This window comes from Meridianimarinicoccus zhengii (genome assembly GCF_003254465.1).
Taxonomy (GTDB): domain Bacteria; phylum Pseudomonadota; class Alphaproteobacteria; order Rhodobacterales; family Rhodobacteraceae; genus Meridianimarinicoccus; species Meridianimarinicoccus zhengii.
Genome location: NZ_QDFI01000007.1, coordinates 81,262 through 98,518, shown reverse-complemented (window position 1 = coordinate 98,518; position 17,257 = coordinate 81,262). Strand labels below are relative to the sequence as shown.

The following is a 17,257-nucleotide window of genomic DNA, read 5'->3' as shown; positions in this document are numbered from 1 at the left end:
AAGCCGCCTGATCATGCCCTCAGGCCATCAGGGAAATTACACCAGCTTGACGGACGCTATCAGACCAAGCCAAGCCGCAAATTCCCGACCACTCTTGAATTGGTGACCCGACCCGATCGTAGCGGCCACGGCCGAGGCCGTCACCGGTCCAACACCGGGAATGGTCTGCAAGAGTTGCGCTTGATGGCTGAGACGGGCCTGAATGCGCATCGTGATCTCGTACCAGCCAAGGCGGTTGTGCAGGTCGACCAGCTGACGGCTGAGGACCCGCAGAACGTCTTGGGCGAGCTCGGGTAACCCGGACGGCTTGCCCTCGATGATCCCTTTCGCAAAATCGATGGCCCGCGCGACGCCTCGAGCGATGGCGATCCCGAACTCCGCGGCCAGCCCCGATGCGGCATAGTCCGGACACGCCATGGGGGAGAAACACGGCATAGTATGCCGACCCCGGGAGTATCGCGCATGGCTCGGTGAAGACGACCGGGCGACGCGGCTTCCGCTGCCTTACTCACGCGCCACACCAGAGCGCCATCCCAAAACGGCAATGTCGGGCTGTCGTTTCGCCCGACGCCGATCGATGCGAGCCTCAGCCGAAACGGCGGGGCTCTTGTCGTTTCACGGGCGCCAAATCAAGGCCGTGGCGGGTGAGGGCCAGCCCCGATGCGGCATAGTCGGTACCCGCCGCGAGAGAGAAATGGGGCATAGTATGCCGACTCTGCGCGCGATACGCGATCAACGCGTTTGGCGCGCGTTCTGCAGTTTTTCCATGTTATCAGGGATTTATGGCGGAGAGACAGGGATTCGAACCCTGGGACCCCGTGAAGGGTCAACGGTTTTCGAGACCGCCCCGTTCGACCACTCCGGCACCTCTCCGCGAAGGGTCACCGGGGCCGTTTAGTCAAAGCGGGGTAGGGGTGCAAGCGGTTTTCTGGCCGTCCGCGGAACCCCGCGCGCGGCAATCGCCATGGACAATACCCTGCGCGCGCCCCATCTTTTTCCGGGCATCCAGATCGGAGACTCCCATGCGCACGGTCATCGTCCTGCTCTTCTGCTTTCTTCCGTTCGGCGCGCAGGCGCAGCGGTTGTCCGACCGGGTACTCGACGCGATGGAGGTCGCGGCCCTGTTCGACATGCTGCAGCAGGAAGCCGTCGCCTCCGGCCTCGATCTGGGGGCCGAGATGATGCCGGGCCGCGATCTCGCCGGGTGGGAACGCACGCTAGCGCGCCTGAACGATCCCGACACGGTGCTGCCGGAATTCCGCGATGCCTTCGCCGTGGCCCTCGACGCGGCGCCCGGCGGGTCTGACGCGCAGGGCACGGCGATCCTGACCTATCTGACCACGCCGCCGGGCGACCGGATCGTCGGGCTGGAACTGTCGGCCCGCGCCGCGCTCAACGAACCTGGGATCGAGGAGGCGGTGCTCGCGCGTTTCGAGGTGGACCGGGCGGCGGGCAGCGACTTCGCCACGGCGGTGGACCGTTTCATCGCAATCAACGATCTCGTGGACCGCAACGTCACCGGCGCGCTGGCCGCCAACGCGGCCTTCCTGACCGGCCTTCAGGAGGGCGCGGACGCGCCGGGGACCATGGGCACTGGCGACGTGCTGGCCGATGTCTGGGAACAGGAACCCGCGATCCGCGCCAGCACCGAGGACTGGCTGGATGCCTTCGTGTCGCTCGCCTACGGTCCGCTCGACACGGCCGAGTTGCAGACCCATATCGCCTTTTCCGAATCCCCCGCGGGGCAGGCGTTCAACGACGCCATCTTCACGGCGTTCGACACGGTGCTCACGGACCTGTCCTACGATACGGGCGCTGCGCTGGCGCGGCTTCTCGCGTCAGAGGATCTCTGATCGCGGCGGGCTTGACTTTGCCCCCGTTCTCGCGCATCAGGCGCGCTCCGGATCAAACGCCGGACCCAATCCATCCGCCCGGCAAGGGCGCGCTGTCCGACGGCAGGGGGATCGCCCCCGCAACACCGCCATGCTGCGGGGCCACAGGGCGCGACAACAAGGACGACACACGATGTTTGCGGTAATCAAGACCGGCGGCAAGCAGTACAAGGTCCAGAGCGGCGACGTTCTGCGCGTTGAAAAGCTGATCGCCGAAGCGGGCGACACCGTCCAGTTCAACGAGGTGCTGATGGTGGGCGGCGACGCCCCCGTACTCGGCACCCCCCGCGTCGAGGGCGCCGGCGTGCAGGCGCAGGTCGTGGACCACGTGAAGGGCGACAAGGTCATCTCCTTCGTCAAGCGCCGCCGGAAGCACGGCTCGCAGCGCACCCGTGGCCACCGCCAGAAACTGACGCTGATCCGCGTCACCGAAATCCTCGCCTCCGGCGCGGACGCCAGCGGCGTCAAGCCCGCCACCAACCGCGCAGCTCCCGTCGCTGCCGCGGCCGAATAAGAAAGGACCGACAGCATGGCACACAAGAAAGCAGGCGGTTCGTCCCGGAACGGCCGCGATTCCGCAGGCCGCCGCCTCGGCATCAAGAAATTCGGCGGCGAAGCCGTCATCCCCGGCAACATCATCGCGCGCCAGCGCGGCACCAAGTGGTGGCCGGGCACGAATGTCGGCATGGGCAAGGATCACACGATCTTCGCCACCGTCGAAGGCGCCGTGAAGTTCCACACGGGCCTCAAGGGCCGTACCTTCATTTCCGTGCAGCCAGCGGCCGAGGCCGCCGAGTAAGCCGCACCCGGATCGGACCGCAAGGTCACAAAAGGGGGGTCGGCGGACACGCCGGCCCCCCGGTCTATTCGGGGCGGCACGCACGCGGCGCCATTGCGCGGCAGTCGCCGCCGCCCCACATCTCATGCGCTTCAGGGAGGAAGCCATGGCCCATGACCTCACCACCGCTCAGCCCGTCATCGCCAGCGAACGCCTGTCGCTGCGCCCGCTGCGTCCCTCGGACCAGGGGCTGATCGCGCTCTATGCGGGCGACCTGCGCGTGGCGCAGAACACCCGGTCCATCCCGCATCCCTATCCGCCAGGTGCTGCCGAGGCGCTGGTGACCCGCGCCGTGGCCGACGACCGGCGCGAGGATATCTGGGCGATGGACGCGTCCGAAACGGGTCTTGCGGAACTGCTGGGCCTCATCTCGCTCAAGCGGCTGTCCCACGATCGGTCGGAAATCGGCTACTGGGTGGCGCCCGCCTTCTGGAACACCGGCTTCGCCACCGAAGCCGTGCAGGCCATCATTGCGGCCAACCCGCAGGGCGTGAAGACCCTCTTCGCCGAGGTGTTCCAGTCCAACCCGGTCTCTGCGCGCGTGCTGACCAACGCGGGCTTCGACTATATCGGCGATGCCGAGGCGTTCTCGGTCGCGCAGAACTGCACCGTGCCGATCTGGACCTACCTGCGCAAGCTGGCCTGACCCCGCGCGCGGGGTCAGCGGGCTTGAGCCGCGGGTCGTTTCGCAGTATCGCCGCCCCTGACCCCTAAGGACCGCCGCCATGAAATTCCTCGACCTCTGCAAGGTGCATATCCGCTCGGGCAGCGGCGGCAACGGCGCGGTCAGCTTCCGGCGCGAGAAGTTCATCGAATACGGCGGCCCGGACGGCGGCGATGGCGGGCGCGGCGGTGATGTCGTGGCCGAGGCCGTGGACGGGCTCAACACGCTCATCGATTTCCGCTACCAGCAGCATTTCTTCGCGCAGAACGGGCAGGGCGGCATGGGCCGCCAGCGCACGGGCCGGTCGGGCGACACGATCACCCTGCGCGTGCCCGCGGGGACCGAGATCCTCGATGAAGACGAGGAAACCGTGATCGCGGACCTCGCCAATCCCGGCGACCGCGTCGTGCTGGCCGAGGGCGGCAATGGCGGCTGGGGCAACCTGCGCTTCAAGACCGCCACCAACCAGGCGCCGGGCCGGGCCAATCCGGGCCAGCCGGGGGTGGAACGCACGATCTGGCTGCGGCTCAAGCTGATCGCAGATGCGGGGCTTCTGGGCCTGCCCAACGCGGGCAAGTCCACCTTCCTCGCGGCCACGTCGAACGCGCGCCCCAAGATCGCGGATTATCCCTTCACCACGCTGCACCCGAACCTCGGCGTCGTCGGCGTGGACAACGCGGAATTCGTGATCGCCGACATTCCCGGCCTGATCGAAGGCGCGCACGAGGGCAGGGGGCTGGGCACCCGGTTCCTCGGCCATGTGGAACGCTGCGCGGTGCTGCTGCATCTGGTGGACGCGACCTCGCCCACCATGGTCGAGGACTACCGCACCATCATCGAAGAGCTGGAGGCCTATGGCGGCCATCTGGCCGACAAGCCGCGCGTCACGGGTCTCAACAAGATCGACGCGCTGGAGCCGGACATGCTGGCCGAGGCGCGCGCGGCGCTGGAAGAGGCCGCGGGCACCCGCGTCTACCCCATGTCCGGCGTGTCGGGTGAGGGGCTGACCCAGGTGCTCCGCGCGCTGCGGGCCGAGATCGCGGATGACCGCCTGCGCCGCCGCGCGCTCGACCCCGCGCCCGACGCGCCCGGATCTGGGGATGACGCGCCGTGGCGGCCCTGACCGAAACCGACGCGCGGCTCAGCCTCGCCACCACGCCCGGCGCGCGCGTGGTGGTCAAGATCGGCTCGGCCCTGCTGGTGGACCAGTCCAGCGGCCTGCGCGGCGACTGGCTGCACGGGCTGGCCGCCGACGTGGCCGACCTGCGTTCGCGCGGCGTCGATGTGGTGCTCGTGTCGTCCGGTTCCATCGCGCTGGGGCGGCGCGTGCTCGAACTGCCGCCCGGTCCTCTGCCGCTGGAACAGTCCCAGGCCGCGGCGGCGGTCGGCCAGATCCGGCTCGCCCGCGCCTACGAGGACGCGCTGAACCCCCACGGCATCGTCACGGCACAAGTGCTGGTGACGCGCGAGGACAGCACCGACCGGCGGCGCTATCTCAACACCCGCGCCACGCTGGGCCAGCTCATCGCCCTGCGCGCCGTGCCCATCGTGAACGAGAACGACACGGTGGCCACCGACGAGATCCGCTATGGCGACAACGACCGGCTGGCCGCACAGGTCGCCGCGACCATCGGCGCCGACCAGCTTGTGCTGCTGTCCGACGTTGACGGGCTCTACACCGCCAATCCAGGGTTGGATCCGGCCGCGACGCGCTTCGACGTGGTGGACCGCATCACCCCCGAGATCGAGGCGATGGCGGGCGAGGGCATATCCGGCCTGTCCCGCGGCGGCATGGTCACCAAGCTGATGGCGGCCAAGATGGCCACCGGCGCGGGCTGCGCCATGGTCATCGCCAAGGGCAATGCCGACCGGCCCCTGCGCGCGCTGGAACGGGGGGCGCCCTGCACATGGTTCCGCGCGGGCGACGATCCGCAGGTCGCGCGCAAGCGTTGGATCGCCGCGATGAAACCGGCGGGCCGGGTCACTGTCGATGCAGGCGCCGGACGCGCGCTGGCGCAGGGCCGGTCGCTTCTGCCCGCGGGCGTCACCGCGGTCATGGGCGATTTCGGGCGCGGCGAGCCGGTGACGATCAACGGCCCCGATGGCGCCGCACTGGGGCTGGGCCTGATCCGGTATACCAGCGACGAAGCGCGCAGCATCGCGGGCCTGCGCTCCGACAGGATCGAAGCGGTGCTGGGCTATCCGGGCCGTGCCGCGCTGATCCACAGGGACGACATGGTGCTATGAGGATTGATCCGATGGATGGACAACAGACCGATATCGCCGCGCTGATGGACGATCTGGGGCGCCGCGCCCGCGTGGCCGCCCGCGCGCTGGCCATCGCCCCGGCTGCGACCAAGACAGCGGCACTTCACGCGGCTGCCGACCGGATCATGGACCAGGCCGATACGATCCTCGCCGCCAATGCGCGCGACATGGATTTCGGCCGCGACAAGGGCCTGTCGGCGGCGATGCTTGACCGGCTGGAACTCAGCCCCGCACGGCTGGAGGGGATCGCCGCCGGGTTGCGCGCCGTCGCGGACCAGCCCGACCCGGTCGGGCAGGTGATCGCGGACTGGGACCAGCCCTCGGGCCTGCATATCCGCCGGGTGCGCACGCCCATTGGCGTGATCGGCGTGATCTATGAAAGCCGCCCCAACGTGACCGTGGATGCGGGTGCCTTGTGCGTGAAATCCGGCAACGCGGTGATCCTGCGCGGCGGATCGGAAAGCCTGCATTCCTCCGCCGCTCTCGCCGCATGCCTGACCCATGGCCTGACCGCCCACGGCCTGCCCGCCGACGCGGTGCAGATGGTGCCCACGCGCGACCGTGCCGCCGTGTCCGCCCTGCTGGGCATGACCGACTACGTGGACGTGATCGTGCCGCGCGGGGGCAAGGGGCTTGTGGGATTGGTCCAGCGCGAGGCGCGGGTGCCGGTCTTCGCCCATCTCGAAGGTATCTGCCATATCTACGTGGACGCCGACGCCGACCCGGAGATCGTCAGCAAGGTCATCGTCAACGCCAAGACCCGCCGAACCGGTATCTGCGGCGCGGTCGAATGCCTGCTCGTGGATCGCGCCTACCTCGCGGCCCACGGCGCGCCCTTCATCGCCAACCTGGTCGCTGCGGGCGTCGAGGTCCGCGCCGATGGCGCGCTGTCGGACATCCCCGGCACGACGCCCGCCACCCCGGACGATTTCGGGCGCGAGTTTCTCGACATGGTCGTCGCCGCCACCGTGGTCGACGGCGTCACCGGCGCCATCGACCACATCGCGCGCTACGGGTCCAACCACACCGACTGCATCCTGACCGCCAACGACGCCACCGCGCGGACATTCTTCGACCGGGTGGACAGCGCCATCGTCATGCGCAACGTCTCCACCCAGTTCGCGGACGGGGGCGAATTCGGCATGGGCGCGGAAATCGGCATCGCCACGGGCAAGCTGCACGCCCGTGGCCCTGTCGGTGCCGAACAACTGACAAGCTTCAAGTATCTCGTCGACGGCGCGGGCACGACCCGCGCCTGACGGGGCCTTCAGCGCGGCACCGCGTTCAGCGTCACGCCGCCTTCGCCCGCGCTGACCGCCACGCGCAGCCCCATCGTCTCGGCCTGCCGGGCCAGCAGCGGGAATTGTACCCGTTCCGGCGTCAGCGGCTCGTCGCAGGGCTGGCCCTCGAGCAGTGCCCAGAACGGTCCAAGATCGCGCAGCCGCGGCCCGCTGCCCGCCACGCGCCATGACCGCCGGTCCCGCGCCACCGTGACCCGGCCGCCGCGTGCCAGCGCCGCCTCCACGCACAGCACCATCAGGAAGGCCAGCCGCGCCGCCGGGCGCGGCACCTCGCCGCTCACGTCCCACGCGACCTGCAACCGGCCCGCGCCGTACACCCCGTCCAGCGTGTCGCACAGCTCCGGGGTCCCCATCGCCTGGTCCTCGCGGCTCAGCCCGAAGGCCACGCGATAGAAGCGGATGCGCGCCTGTGCCTGCGCCACGCTGTCGGCCACAAGCTGCATTTCCTCCCGCCGCGGTCCGCCCGAACCCGACATGGACAGCAATTCAAGACCGTTGCCGATCGCCCCCACGGGGCTTATCAGGTCGTGACACAGGCGCGAGCCCAGAAGACCCGGCAAATCCGGGTACGCGTCTCCGCTCATCGCCAGATGCCGCGGATTGCCAGGAACCGGATGGAAGGCAGGAAAGAAGATGTCATCATTGCTGGAGCCGGGCGTCCTCGTGCGCCATCCCCAATGCCCCGACTGGGGGACCGGGCAGGTTCAGTCCAATGTGCAGGGCCGCGTGACCGTGAATTTCCGCAATGCCGGGAAAGTGGTCATCGATACCGCACGCATCGAACTTCAGGTTGTGTTTACGGAGTGACGGTCAGGTCCGCCACCGTCGGGAAACGCTAGCACACTTTAAACGTGTGTCAAATCGTGCCATCGCGGCACCCGGGGCAAAGTCGCTTGCATCGCCCCGGCGCGGTTTCTATCACCCGTCCATGACCGTGCCCCCGCACCCTGCCACCCGCGCATGATCGCGCCATTGCCCATAACCGTGCGGCTGGCGCGGGACGACCGCGACCTGTTGGCCGCGCAGCGCCTGCGCTATGCCGTGTTCGTGGAGGAACTGGGCGGCGACGGCCCGCTGGTGGACCATGAAAACCGTTTCGAAAGGGACGCTTACGACCCGTTCTACGACCACATGCTCGCCATCGATCCCGCCCGCGACGACGGGACCGGCCTTGACCACGTGATCGGCGTTTACCGCCTGATGCGGGGCGAGAACGCGGCGCGCGCGGGGGGCTTCTACACCGCGGGCGAATACGACCTGTCGGTGCTGATGCAAAGCGGACGGCGGCTGCTGGAACTCGGCCGCTCCTGCCTGAAGCCCGAATACCGCGGCGGCAAGGCGATGTGGCACCTGTGGAACGGGCTTGCCGCCTATACGCTGGAACACGATATCGACGTGCTCTTCGGCGTCGCCAGCTTTCACGGCACCGACCCCGCGCCGCTGGCCGAACCCCTGTCGCTGCTGCATCACCGTTACCTCGCGCCGCCGGATATCCGCGTGCGCGCGCTGCCCGGCCACCACCTGCCGCTCGACCTGCTGCCCGAACACGCGATCGACGCGGCGGCGGGGATGCGGGCCATGCCCTCGCTCATCAAGGCGTATCTGCGGCTGGGCGGCTTCATCGGCGACGGCGGCTTCGTGGACCACGAGTTCAACACGATCGACGTGTGCCTGCTTTTGGACACCGCGCGGATGAATGACCGGCAGCGCACGATCTACACCCGCGGCCTGCCGGGATGAACGGCACATGACCGGGCCGTGGCAGGGCGCGCCCCCGCCGCCCGCGCCACCGATCACGCCCGCGGGCTGGGTCCGCGTCGCGCTGCGCGGGCTGGCGCTCGGGCTCGTGAATTTCGGCGGTCTGGTGGTCCTGCTGGCCGTGCGGCTGGTCGAACGCCCGGTTTTCGGTCTGCACCGGCCGGTCACGCCCTCGATCACGCGCACCGTCTGCCGCCTGTCGCTGCGCATCCTGCGGCTGCGTCTGGACCAGCAGGGCGCGCCCATGCCCGATCGCGGCCACGATCCCGCGCGCCGGCCCGGTGCCATCGTCGCCAATCACGGCTCGTGGCTCGACATTTTCGTGCTGAACGCCTGCGCGCGCATCTATTTCGTCGCCAAGGCCGAGGTCGCGGGCTGGGCCGGGATCGGCTGGCTGGCGCGCGCCACCGGCACGCTCTTCATCCGCCGGGACCGGGCCGAGGCCGCGGCCCAGACCGCCGCGCTGCGTGACCGGCTTGCCGCCGGCCACCGCCTGCTGTTCTTCCCCGAAGGCACCAGCACCGACGGCCGCCGCGTGCTGCCGTTCAAGCCGACCCTGTTCCAGGCGTTCTTCGACCCGGATCTCGCACCGGGCCTGCGGGTGCAGCCCGTCTCCGTGGCCTACCATGCGCCCGAAGGTGCCGACCCAAAGCTCTACGGCTGGTGGGGCGACATGGACTTCGCCGCGCATCTGCTGAAGATCCTTGCCCATCGCGGGCCCGGATCGGTCACGGTGATCTGGCACCCGCCGCTGCCCGTGGCCGATTTCGCCGGGCGCAAGGCGCTGTCGGGCGCCGCCGAACACGTAGTGCGCGCCGGTCACACCGCGGCGCTCAGCCCGCCAGAACCGCGGCGAAGCCCCTGAGTGTCGCCATGGGGTCTGCGCTGCGCCACACCTCGTCCCCCAGCGCGAAGAAATCCGTCACGGGCGCGAAATCCCGCACGAGATCCGTATCCAGCGCACCCTCGACCACGACGGGCAGTTCGATCACCTCGGACCACCACGCGAGAAGGTCGCGTTCCACACGCACGCCGCTGCCCAGCACCGTTTCACCCACGGGCCCGAAGGCGATGTAATCCGCGCCCGCTTCGCCCGCGCTCAGCCCCTCGTGGCGCGACGCCTCGCAATACGCGCCCACGATGGCATCCGTTCCCAGCGCCTTGCGCGTCTTGCGGACGGACCGTGCCCCGTCGGTCAGGTGCACGCCGTCCAGCCCCAGCCGGTCCACCAGCCCCAGATGGGTATCGATCACCAGCGGCACGTCGCGCGCATGGGCGATGGGCCGCAGCCGGTCCGCGACCCGCGCGATGTCGTCCTCCACCGTGCTCGCCATGCGCAGGCGCAGGCAGGCGATCTCCACCGCGTCCAGCATCCGCGCCAGATCGTCGGTGAACGCGTCCCCCGACGGGTCGGCGGGCGTGACAAGGTAGATCTGCGGGCGGTCGGGGGCGGTGGGTTCGGTCATGGCGGCCTCGGGTCTGGAGCCTGCGTGCCATACCGCGCGGCGCGGCGGGTGGAAAGGGGCGGCGGCAAGCCAGATCACGGGTGACGGCGGTGACATGCGAGTCATACAAAAGTCATACGGGAGTCATACGCGAGTCCGACAGGTCTCCTCCAGAACGTCGGCACACGACCGCAGCACGTTGCACCGCCCTTCCGGCTGGCCTAAACCCCCGCCATGACAGCGCCAGAAGCCACCCTCAGACAGCCCGCCTTCGTGCTGGTCCGCCCCCAGATGGGCGAGAATATCGGTGCGGCCGCGCGCGCCATGCTGAACTTCGGGCTAGATCGGATGCGGCTTGTAAGTCCACGTGATGGCTGGCCAAATCCCGCCGCCGTGGCCATGGCGAGCGGCGCGGGCAGGCTTCTCGACGCCGCCACGCTGCATGACGATCTGCCCGGCGCGGTCGCGGATTGCCACTATGTCTACGCCACCACGGCGCGCGCTCGTGACCTCACGAAACCGGTTTTCACGCCTGAATCCGCCATGGCCGACGCCTCGGCACGCATGGCCGCGGGCCAGCGTGTCGCCGTTCTGTTCGGCCCCGAACGCGCGGGGCTGGAAAACGACGACATTTCAAGGTCTAATGCCATCGTCACCGTGCCCGTGAACCCGGATTTCCCGTCCCTCAACCTCGCCCAATGCGTGCTTCTGACGGGCTACGAATGGCGCCGCGCCACCCATGATGCCCCCGGCCATGTCACCGAACTGGCCGGCACCGACTGGGCCACGGGCGCCGAGGTCGAGATCCTCGCCAAGCACTACGAAGAACGCCTTGACGACGCAGGGTTTTTCTTCCCCGAGGTGAAGGCCGCGCATATGCGTCGCAACCTGCGCAACCTGTGGTCGCGCATGCCGCTGACCCGCGCTGACGTGCAGATCCTGCACGGTGTGATGCGCCAGATGGTGCGTTGGAAGACCCGCAGCGACGCGGCGCCGCAGCCCGTGTCCGACACGCCGCCCCAGCCCTAATTCCGCCATGCGGAGGATGCCATGAGCCAGAAGAAACGCCAGCTTTTCGAAGAGGTTGCCAGCCCTTCCGCACCTGCGGCCAAGCCCGCGGGCGGCCTGATCGACCGCGCGGGCGGCGGTGCGCGCAACGCGATCCGCATCTGGCTTATGATCCTCTTCGCGCTGGTGGTGCTGATGATCGCCGTTGGCGGGCTGACGCGGCTCACCGATAGCGGGCTGTCGATCACCGAATGGCGCCCCGTCACCGGCGCGCTGCCGCCCATGTCCGCCGAGGCATGGCAGGCGGAGTTCGACAAGTACCGGGATATTCCAGAATACCAATTGCAGAACAAGGGCATGACCATGTCCGAGTTCAAGGTCATCTACTGGTGGGAATGGGGCCACCGGCAGCTTGGCCGCGTCATCGGACTGGTCTGGGCCGTTGGATTCGTTGGATTTCTTGCCGCCCGGAAGATCCCGGCGGGCTGGACTGGGCGCTTGCTGCTGCTCGGTGCGCTCGGCGGCCTGCAAGGGGCCATCGGTTGGTGGATGGTTGCCTCGGGCCTGACCGGCGACAGGGTTGACGTGGCCTCCTATCGCCTCGCCACCCATCTGGGGCTGGCCTTCGTGATCCTCGGCCTGATCGCGTGGTTCGCATTTCTACTGGGGCGTACTTCACCAGCGCTGATGACCGCGCGCCGCAGCCGGGACGCGCGCCTGTTCGCTTCAGGAACGGGCCTCATGCATCTGGCATTCCTGCAAATTCTTCTCGGTGCACTCGTTGCCGGGATCGACGCGGGCCGCAGTTACACCGATTGGCCGCTGATGGGCGGCGAGGTTTTCCCCTCCAGTGCCTTCGTCATCGAACCGATCTGGCGCAACTTCTTCGAAAACCCCGGTCTCGTGCAATTCATCCACCGCGTGACGGGGTATGCGCTGCTGGCCTTCGGCATTGTCGCTTGGCTGCGCGGGCGGCGGTCGGCCAACCGGGTCACTGCGGGCGCGTTCGACCTGATGGCGCTGGTTCTTGTTGGCCAGATCGTGCTCGGCATTGCGACGGTCTGGTATGCCGCACCCTGGCAACTGGCGATCCTGCACCAGCTTCTGGCCGTAGCCCTCTGGGTTTCCATCATCCGCGCGCGGTTTCTTGCGCAATACCCTGTCGCGCAAAGCCTGCGGGTCTGATCTTGCGGACATGCCCGCCGCGCCCCATCTGCTCTGCGGAGACACAAACCGGAGGTTCTGATGGGCGGCTACATGCGCACGGCGATCCTGATGGCGGCGATGACCGCGCTCTTCATGGGCGTGGGCGCGCTGCTTGGCGGCACGGGCGGCGCGATGATCGCGTTCGTCGTGGCGGCGGGCATGAACCTGCTGACTTGGTGGAATTCCGACAAGATGGTCCTGCGGATGCACGGCGCGAAGTTCCTTGCGCCCGGTGACAGCTGGGGCCTACACGACCTGACCGCGGATCTGGCCCGCCGCGCCGACATGCCGGTGCCGGCGGTCTATCTGATCGACACGGACCAGCCCAACGCCTTTGCCACCGGACGCAACCCGCAGAACGCCGCCGTGGCCGTCACCACGGGCCTTCTTGCGCGGCTGTCGCGGGAAGAGGTCGCGGGCGTCATCGCGCACGAGCTCGCCCATATCCGCAATCACGACACGGCCATCATGACCGTCACCGCGACCTTCGCCGGGGCGATCTCCATGCTGGCGAACTTTGCGTTGTTCTTCGGCGGGTCGCGCGAACGCGCTGGCATCGTGGGCACGCTCGCGCTGATGATCCTTGCGCCGCTCGCTGCAAGTCTGGTGCAGATGGCAATTTCCCGGTCGCGCGAATACGAGGCCGATCGCATCGGGGCCGAGATCTGCGGCAACCCGATCCGGCTCGCCTCCGCGCTGGAGGGCATCCAGCGCGCGGGTGCGAGGATCGATTACGAGACGGCGGAGCGAAACCCGGCCACGGCGCATATGTTCATCATCAACCCGCTGCATGGCCGCAAGATGGATAACCTGTTTGCCACCCACCCGGCGACCGAGAACCGCGTGGCCCGGCTGCGGGCCATGGCAGGCGGGCCTGCGCAGCCCATGCCAAGGCGGGTGGAACGCCCGACCATGATGCCGCGCACCGGGCGCGACCGCGGCGGGTCCGGGCCATGGGCGTGACAGAGCGGGGCCGACCGGAACGCGATTGACCCTGCCGCAGCGTGCGGCGCATCCTGCGCCCATGGATTTCGCCGCACGCATCACCCGCACACCCTTGCCCCATGACCCGGACCGCGCCGCGGAGGCGCTGAGGGGACTGGGTTGGGCAGGGAATGGCCCGCTGCGCGACCTGCTCGCAGGTACGGCGGGGTGCAGCCCCTATCTTGCCGGGCTGATGGCGCGCGAAGGCGACTGGCTGGAGGGCGCTTTCGCGGGTGATCCCTGCACGGCACTGGATGCCGTGCTCGGTGACTTGGCCCCTGGTCCCGCCGCGGACATCGCACCGGCCTTGCGGCGTGCCAAGGCGCGGGTGGCGCTGCTGGCGGGGCTGGCCGATCTCGGCGGTGTGTGGGGGCTCGATGACGTGACCCGCGCGCTCACGCGGCTGGCGGACACGGCGACGGACGTTGCGCTGAAATCGGCACTGTTGGCCGACCTTACCCGCGGCAAGCTGCCGGGGCAGACGCTGGACGATCTTGATACCGCGGCAGGGCTTGTGGCGCTGGCCATGGGCAAGATGGGCGCGTTCGAGCTGAACTATTCCAGCGATATCGACCTGATCCTGCTGTTCGACGACGCGCGTTTCGACGGCGCGGACCTGGCCGAGGCGCGGTCGGTGTTCCTCAAGGCCGCGCGCCGGGCCATGGCGCTTTTGTCCGACAATACCGGCGACGGATACGTGTTCCGCACCGACCTGCGGCTGCGCCCGGACCCGTCCGCCACGCCCATCGTCGTGTCTTTCGCCGCGGCCGAACGGTATTACGAAGCGCTGGGGCGTACATGGGAGCGGCAGGCCTTCATCAAGGCGCGGCCCGCCGCGGGCGACATCGACGCGGGCAAGCGGTTCCTGCGCGACATCCGGCCCTTCATCTGGCGGCGGCACCTGGATTTCACGACCGTGCAGGATGTGCATGACATCCGCCAGAAGATCCGCGCGCAGAAGGGGCTGGGCGGCGCTGGCCTCGACGGGACCAACCTGAAGCTCGCGCCCGGGGGCATCCGCGAGATCGAGTTCTTCACCCAGACCCGTCAGTTGATCGCGGGCGGGCGCGACCCGAAGCTGCGCCTGCGCGGCACCCGCGCGGCGCTGGCGCGGCTGGCGGACCACGGCTGGGTCGGACAGGCGGAGGCCGAGGGGCTGGATGCCGATTACGCGCGCCTGCGCGAACTGGAACACCGGGTCCAGATGGTTCAGGACGCCCAGACCCACGATCTGCCAACCCGGTCGGACGACTGGCAGCGGCTGGCCGATTTCACCGGCGGCGGCGACGTGGCGGCCTTGCGGGCCGAGATCACGGACCTGATGGCGCGCGTGTTCGAGCGGACAGAGGATTTCTTCGCCCCCGAACCCACCGCACCCCCGCCGCCGCTGTCCGACACGGCCGAACGGCTGGTCGAGCAGTGGCAGCATTACCCGGCGCTGCGGTCGAAACGCGCGCGCGGCATTTTCGAACGGCTGCTGCCGCGGCTGATCGAAGGGTTCGAACGCGCCGCGCATCCCGACGAGGCGATGGTGCAGTTCGACGGTTTTCTCAAGGGTTTGCCCGCCGGTGTTCAGGTGTTTTCACTGTTCGACGCAAACCCCACGCTGATCGATCTGATGGTAGATATCTCGTCTACGGCCCCGGCGCTTGCGCGATACCTCGCGGCCAATTCCGGCGTGCTCGACGCGGTGATCGGCGGGTCTTTCTTCGAAGGCTGGCCGGGCCTCGACGCGCTGACCGCCGATCTGGCGGAACGGCTGGCCAATCCCGATCTGGATTACGAGCGGCAGCTCGATACCGCGCGCTACTGGCAGAAGGACTGGCATTTCCGCGTGGGCGTGCACCATCTGCGCGGGCTGATCGGCCCGGACGAGGCCGCGGCGGAATACTCCGACCTCGCGCAAGCCTGCGTGGCGGGCATCTGGGATGCCACCTGCGCCGAGTTCGCCCGCCGCCACGGGCCGCTGCCGGGGCGCGGCGCGGTTGTGCTCGGGATGGGTTCGCTGGGCGCGCGGACCCTGTCGGCGGGGTCCGATCTGGACCTGATCGTGGTCTATGACGCAGACCCGGATGCCGAATCGGACGGGCGCAAGCCATTGGCGGCGCGGGCGTATTACGCGCGGCTGACCAAGGCGCTGGTTACGGCGCTGTCGGCCAAGACCGCCGCCGGTGCGCTTTACGAGGTGGATATGCGCCTGCGCCCGTCGGGGCGCCAGGGGCCTGCGGCCGCGTCCTGGGTGTCCTTTCGCAACTACCAGCAGACCGAAGCCTGGACCTGGGAACATCTTGCGCTGACAAGGGCGCGGGTGATCGCGGGCGATGCGGGGCTGGGCACGGATCTCGAGGATTTCCGCCGCACGATGCTGGCAGAGCAGCCGCGCGGCCTGCCGCAGCTCTGTGCCGATCTGTCGGACATGCGCACCCGGCTGGCGTCCGCCAAGCCGCAGGCAGGGCCATGGGACGTGACCAACGGGCCGGGGGGCTTGCAGGATATCGAATTGTTCGGGCAATTGCTGGCGCTTGTCGGCGGGTCGCCGCTGCGGCAGGTTCCCGACCAGCTTGCGTTGCCGGGACCGTTGGCGAATGGCGCGGACTGCCGGCGGCTATCCGCGGCGCGTGACCTGTTCGCGCGCATCAAGGCCGTGGCGCGGCTGCTGACCGATCAGCCGCTCGACCCGGAACGGCTGGGCCATGGTGGGCGGCAGATGCTCTTGCGCGACACGTCGGCGGCGGATCTCGACGCCCTGCAGGCGGCCGTGGCAGCGGCCCGGAACGAAGCCGCGGCAGCCATTGCGTGCGGCCTCGAGACAGGGCTTGACGCCGATGGACTGTCGGGGAACCCTGAGCCGAGCAAGGAGTCGCGCCATGGTCACGCAGGCTGATCCCCCCGCCGATATGCCGGTTCATGGCGCAGCGCCGGAGGTGCAGCCCTGTGCCACGGCTGTCGGGAGCGGCCGCGACGGAATCGATCCCAAGGGCGTGATCGCGGAAAGCTACCGGATCGACGGTATCGGCGCGGCGGAATGCCGGTCGATCTTTCTCGACTGGGTTCTGTCCACGGACATGCCTTCGGGTGGACCTGCCACGGCCATAATTGCGCTGTTGACGCGCCATGGCGATAGCCATCCCGATCACCCGATGACAGGGGTGCTGCGCGCGGGGCTACAGGATGCGCCGCGGCGGGGACGGCGCGGGGGACGTGCGGCGCGGCTGGCGCGCTGACGCCGCCCCGATCGCGTCAGGATACCGTCAGCGCAGCCGCCGTGCGGGCCAGCGCCGTGATCCCCGCCCAGTCACCCGACTTGACCATGCCCGCGGGCGCGACCCACGACCCGCCCACACAGACCGTATTGGGCAGGCTGAGATAGTCTTCGGCGTTGTCGGGCGACACGCCGCCGGTTGGGCAGAAGGTGATCTGGGGCAGGGGCGCGGCCAGCGATTTCAGCGCCGGTACACCGCCGTTCGCTTCGGCCGGGAAGAATTTCTGGAAGCGGTAGCCGCGTTCCAGCAGGCGCATCGCCTCGGTTGCCGTTGCGGCGCCGGGCAGGAGCGGAAGGTCCGTCGCCTCGCACGCATCCATCAGACGGTCGGAAGAGCCGGGCGAGACGGCGAAGGTCGCCCCGGCATCCTGCGCGCGGCGGGCGTCATCCGGTGTCAGCACGGTGCCCGCCCCGACAATCGCGCCCGGCACCTTCGCCATGGCCGTGATCGCATCGAGTGCGGCGGGCGTCCGCAGGGTGATCTCCAACGCGAAAAGCCCGCCATCCACAAGGGCCTTGGCGAGATCGGCGGCGCTGCCCGCATCGTCGATCACCAGTACCGGGATCACCGGCGCCTTGCGGGCCACGGCGATCAGGCGTTCACTTGCATGTTCGGGGGTCATGTCGGTCG

17 protein-coding genes, 1 tRNA gene and 2 pseudogenes are annotated in these 17,257 nt (G+C 68.9%); 15 read left to right on the top strand and 5 right to left on the bottom strand.

The features are described 5' to 3' along the window. Positions 1-60: 60 nt before the first annotated feature. A pseudogene (locus DDE13_RS03955) lies at positions 61-387 on the bottom strand (transposase); the annotation flags it as partial. A gap of 396 nt (positions 388-783) precedes the next feature. Beyond that, positions 784-873 (bottom strand) — tRNA-Ser (locus DDE13_RS03950). Positions 874-1,022: 149 nt separating this feature from the next. On the opposite strand from DDE13_RS03950, the gene DDE13_RS03945 reads away from it, so the two are divergent. The 7 genes and pseudogenes from DDE13_RS03945 (at position 1,023) to DDE13_RS03915 (ending at position 6,921) form a co-directional block, all read left to right on the top strand. After that, the gene (locus tag DDE13_RS03945; RefSeq protein WP_111401674.1) at positions 1,023-1,853 is read left to right on the top strand and encodes a hypothetical protein; all 831 of its coding nucleotides are present in this window, start codon (positions 1,023-1,025) and stop codon (positions 1,851-1,853) included. A gap of 172 nt (positions 1,854-2,025) precedes the next feature. Continuing rightward, positions 2,026-2,400: pseudogene (rplU, locus tag DDE13_RS03940) on the top strand (50S ribosomal protein L21); the annotation flags it as partial. A gap of 21 nt (positions 2,401-2,421) precedes the next feature. Beyond that, a complete protein-coding gene (gene rpmA / locus DDE13_RS03935; RefSeq protein ID WP_111401672.1) occupies positions 2,422-2,691 on the top strand; it encodes a 50S ribosomal protein L27 in 270 nt (89 codons plus the stop codon). A 145-nt stretch (positions 2,692-2,836) separates the two neighbouring features. Then, the gene (locus DDE13_RS03930; RefSeq protein WP_111401670.1) at positions 2,837-3,376 is read left to right on the top strand and encodes a GNAT family N-acetyltransferase; all 540 of its coding nucleotides are present in this window, start codon (positions 2,837-2,839) and stop codon (positions 3,374-3,376) included. A gap of 79 nt (positions 3,377-3,455) precedes the next feature. After that, complete coding sequence (gene obgE / locus DDE13_RS03925) at positions 3,456-4,517, top strand: GTPase ObgE (RefSeq protein ID WP_111401667.1); 1,062 nt, start codon at positions 3,456-3,458, stop codon at positions 4,515-4,517. Beyond that, complete coding sequence (gene proB / locus DDE13_RS03920; RefSeq protein WP_111401696.1) at positions 4,514-5,641, top strand: glutamate 5-kinase; 1,128 nt, start codon at positions 4,514-4,516, stop codon at positions 5,639-5,641. Before obgE ends, proB begins: the two co-directional genes overlap by 4 nt. Before the next feature lie 11 nt (positions 5,642-5,652). Beyond that, positions 5,653-6,921 carry a glutamate-5-semialdehyde dehydrogenase gene (locus DDE13_RS03915; RefSeq protein WP_111401665.1) on the top strand — a complete coding sequence of 423 codons (1,269 nt, stop codon included), beginning with the start codon at positions 5,653-5,655 and terminating at the stop codon, positions 6,919-6,921. An 8-nt stretch (positions 6,922-6,929) separates the two neighbouring features. Here DDE13_RS03915 and DDE13_RS03910 read toward each other — a convergent pair whose 3' ends face one another. Then, positions 6,930-7,547 (bottom strand): histidine phosphotransferase family protein, encoded by a 618-nt coding sequence (locus DDE13_RS03910; protein ID WP_111401662.1) that lies wholly within the window; start codon positions 7,545-7,547, stop codon positions 6,930-6,932. A 49-nt stretch (positions 7,548-7,596) separates the two neighbouring features. Between DDE13_RS03910 and DDE13_RS03905 the strand changes: the two genes are divergently transcribed. The 3 genes from DDE13_RS03905 to DDE13_RS03895 all read left to right on the top strand — a co-directional run bounded on the left by DDE13_RS03905 (position 7,597) and on the right by DDE13_RS03895 (position 9,586). Beyond that, on the top strand, positions 7,597-7,770 hold the full coding sequence (locus tag DDE13_RS03905; RefSeq protein ID WP_111401660.1) for a DUF3553 domain-containing protein: 174 nt from the start codon (positions 7,597-7,599) through the stop codon (positions 7,768-7,770). Positions 7,771-7,923: 153 nt separating this feature from the next. Next, the gene (locus DDE13_RS03900) at positions 7,924-8,703 is read left to right on the top strand and encodes a GNAT family N-acetyltransferase (protein WP_111401658.1); all 780 of its coding nucleotides are present in this window, start codon (positions 7,924-7,926) and stop codon (positions 8,701-8,703) included. 7 nt (positions 8,704-8,710) lie between these two features. Then, positions 8,711-9,586: a lysophospholipid acyltransferase family protein gene (locus DDE13_RS03895; protein WP_111401656.1), complete on the top strand. Its 876-nt coding sequence runs from the start codon at positions 8,711-8,713 to the stop codon at positions 9,584-9,586. Here the strand turns inward: DDE13_RS03895 and DDE13_RS03890 are convergent. After that, on the bottom strand, positions 9,555-10,187 hold the full coding sequence (locus tag DDE13_RS03890; protein WP_111401654.1) for a thiamine phosphate synthase: 633 nt from the start codon (positions 10,185-10,187) through the stop codon (positions 9,555-9,557). The two genes, DDE13_RS03895 and DDE13_RS03890, sit on opposite strands and share 32 nt — an antisense overlap. Positions 10,188-10,400: 213 nt before the next feature. Between DDE13_RS03890 and DDE13_RS03885 the strand changes: the two genes are divergently transcribed. Genes DDE13_RS03885 through DDE13_RS03865 form a run of 5 tightly spaced genes read left to right on the top strand, consistent with a single transcriptional unit; the run spans position 10,401 to position 16,588 of the window. Beyond that, positions 10,401-11,195, top strand: coding sequence for an RNA methyltransferase (locus DDE13_RS03885; RefSeq protein WP_111401652.1), 795 nt, complete (start codon positions 10,401-10,403; stop codon positions 11,193-11,195). Positions 11,196-11,216: 21 nt separating this feature from the next. Further along, positions 11,217-12,359, top strand: a complete 1,143-nt coding sequence (gene ctaA, locus DDE13_RS03880) for a heme A synthase (protein WP_111401650.1) — start codon at positions 11,217-11,219, stop codon at positions 12,357-12,359. 60 nt (positions 12,360-12,419) lie between these two features. Next, positions 12,420-13,343: a zinc metalloprotease HtpX gene (htpX, locus tag DDE13_RS03875; protein WP_111401648.1), complete on the top strand. Its 924-nt coding sequence runs from the start codon at positions 12,420-12,422 to the stop codon at positions 13,341-13,343. 25 nt (positions 13,344-13,368) lie between these two features. Then, positions 13,369-16,248 carry a [protein-PII] uridylyltransferase family protein gene (locus DDE13_RS03870; RefSeq protein ID WP_235868572.1) on the top strand — a complete coding sequence of 960 codons (2,880 nt, stop codon included), beginning with the start codon at positions 13,369-13,371 and terminating at the stop codon, positions 16,246-16,248. Beyond that, a complete protein-coding gene (locus DDE13_RS03865) occupies positions 16,232-16,588 on the top strand; it encodes a hypothetical protein (protein ID WP_328587833.1) in 357 nt (118 codons plus the stop codon). The genes DDE13_RS03870 and DDE13_RS03865 overlap by 17 nt, the downstream gene beginning before the upstream one ends. Positions 16,589-16,604: 16 nt before the next feature. Here the strand turns inward: DDE13_RS03865 and eda are convergent, their stop codons facing one another. Then, positions 16,605-17,249 carry a bifunctional 4-hydroxy-2-oxoglutarate aldolase/2-dehydro-3-deoxy-phosphogluconate aldolase gene (gene eda / locus DDE13_RS03860; protein WP_111401646.1) on the bottom strand — a complete coding sequence of 215 codons (645 nt, stop codon included), beginning with the start codon at positions 17,247-17,249 and terminating at the stop codon, positions 16,605-16,607. Between the last annotated feature and the right edge of the window lie 8 nt (positions 17,250-17,257).

Coding starts and splice junctions, on each gene's coding strand:
- DDE13_RS03945 (WP_111401674.1), top strand. CDS start 1,023: ATGCGCACGGTCATCGTCCTGCTCTTCTGCTTTCTTCCGTTCGGCGCG.
- DDE13_RS03895 (WP_111401656.1), top strand. CDS start 8,711: ATGACCGGGCCGTGGCAGGGCGCGCCCCCGCCGCCCGCGCCACCGATC.
- ctaA (WP_111401650.1), top strand. CDS start 11,217: ATGAGCCAGAAGAAACGCCAGCTTTTCGAAGAGGTTGCCAGCCCTTCC.
- DDE13_RS03900 (WP_111401658.1), top strand. CDS start 7,924: ATGATCGCGCCATTGCCCATAACCGTGCGGCTGGCGCGGGACGACCGC.
- DDE13_RS03890 (WP_111401654.1), bottom strand. CDS start 10,187: ATGACCGAACCCACCGCCCCCGACCGCCCGCAGATCTACCTTGTCACG.
- DDE13_RS03910 (WP_111401662.1), bottom strand. CDS start 7,547: ATGAGCGGAGACGCGTACCCGGATTTGCCGGGTCTTCTGGGCTCGCGC.
- obgE (WP_111401667.1), top strand. CDS start 3,456: ATGAAATTCCTCGACCTCTGCAAGGTGCATATCCGCTCGGGCAGCGGC.
- DDE13_RS03905 (WP_111401660.1), top strand. CDS start 7,597: ATGTCATCATTGCTGGAGCCGGGCGTCCTCGTGCGCCATCCCCAATGC.
- DDE13_RS03915 (WP_111401665.1), top strand. CDS start 5,653: ATGGATGGACAACAGACCGATATCGCCGCGCTGATGGACGATCTGGGG.
- htpX (WP_111401648.1), top strand. CDS start 12,420: ATGGGCGGCTACATGCGCACGGCGATCCTGATGGCGGCGATGACCGCG.
- DDE13_RS03865 (WP_328587833.1), top strand. CDS start 16,232: ATGGTCACGCAGGCTGATCCCCCCGCCGATATGCCGGTTCATGGCGCA.
- DDE13_RS03885 (WP_111401652.1), top strand. CDS start 10,401: ATGACAGCGCCAGAAGCCACCCTCAGACAGCCCGCCTTCGTGCTGGTC.
- DDE13_RS03930 (WP_111401670.1), top strand. CDS start 2,837: ATGGCCCATGACCTCACCACCGCTCAGCCCGTCATCGCCAGCGAACGC.
- eda (WP_111401646.1), bottom strand. CDS start 17,249: ATGACCCCCGAACATGCAAGTGAACGCCTGATCGCCGTGGCCCGCAAG.
- rpmA (WP_111401672.1), top strand. CDS start 2,422: ATGGCACACAAGAAAGCAGGCGGTTCGTCCCGGAACGGCCGCGATTCC.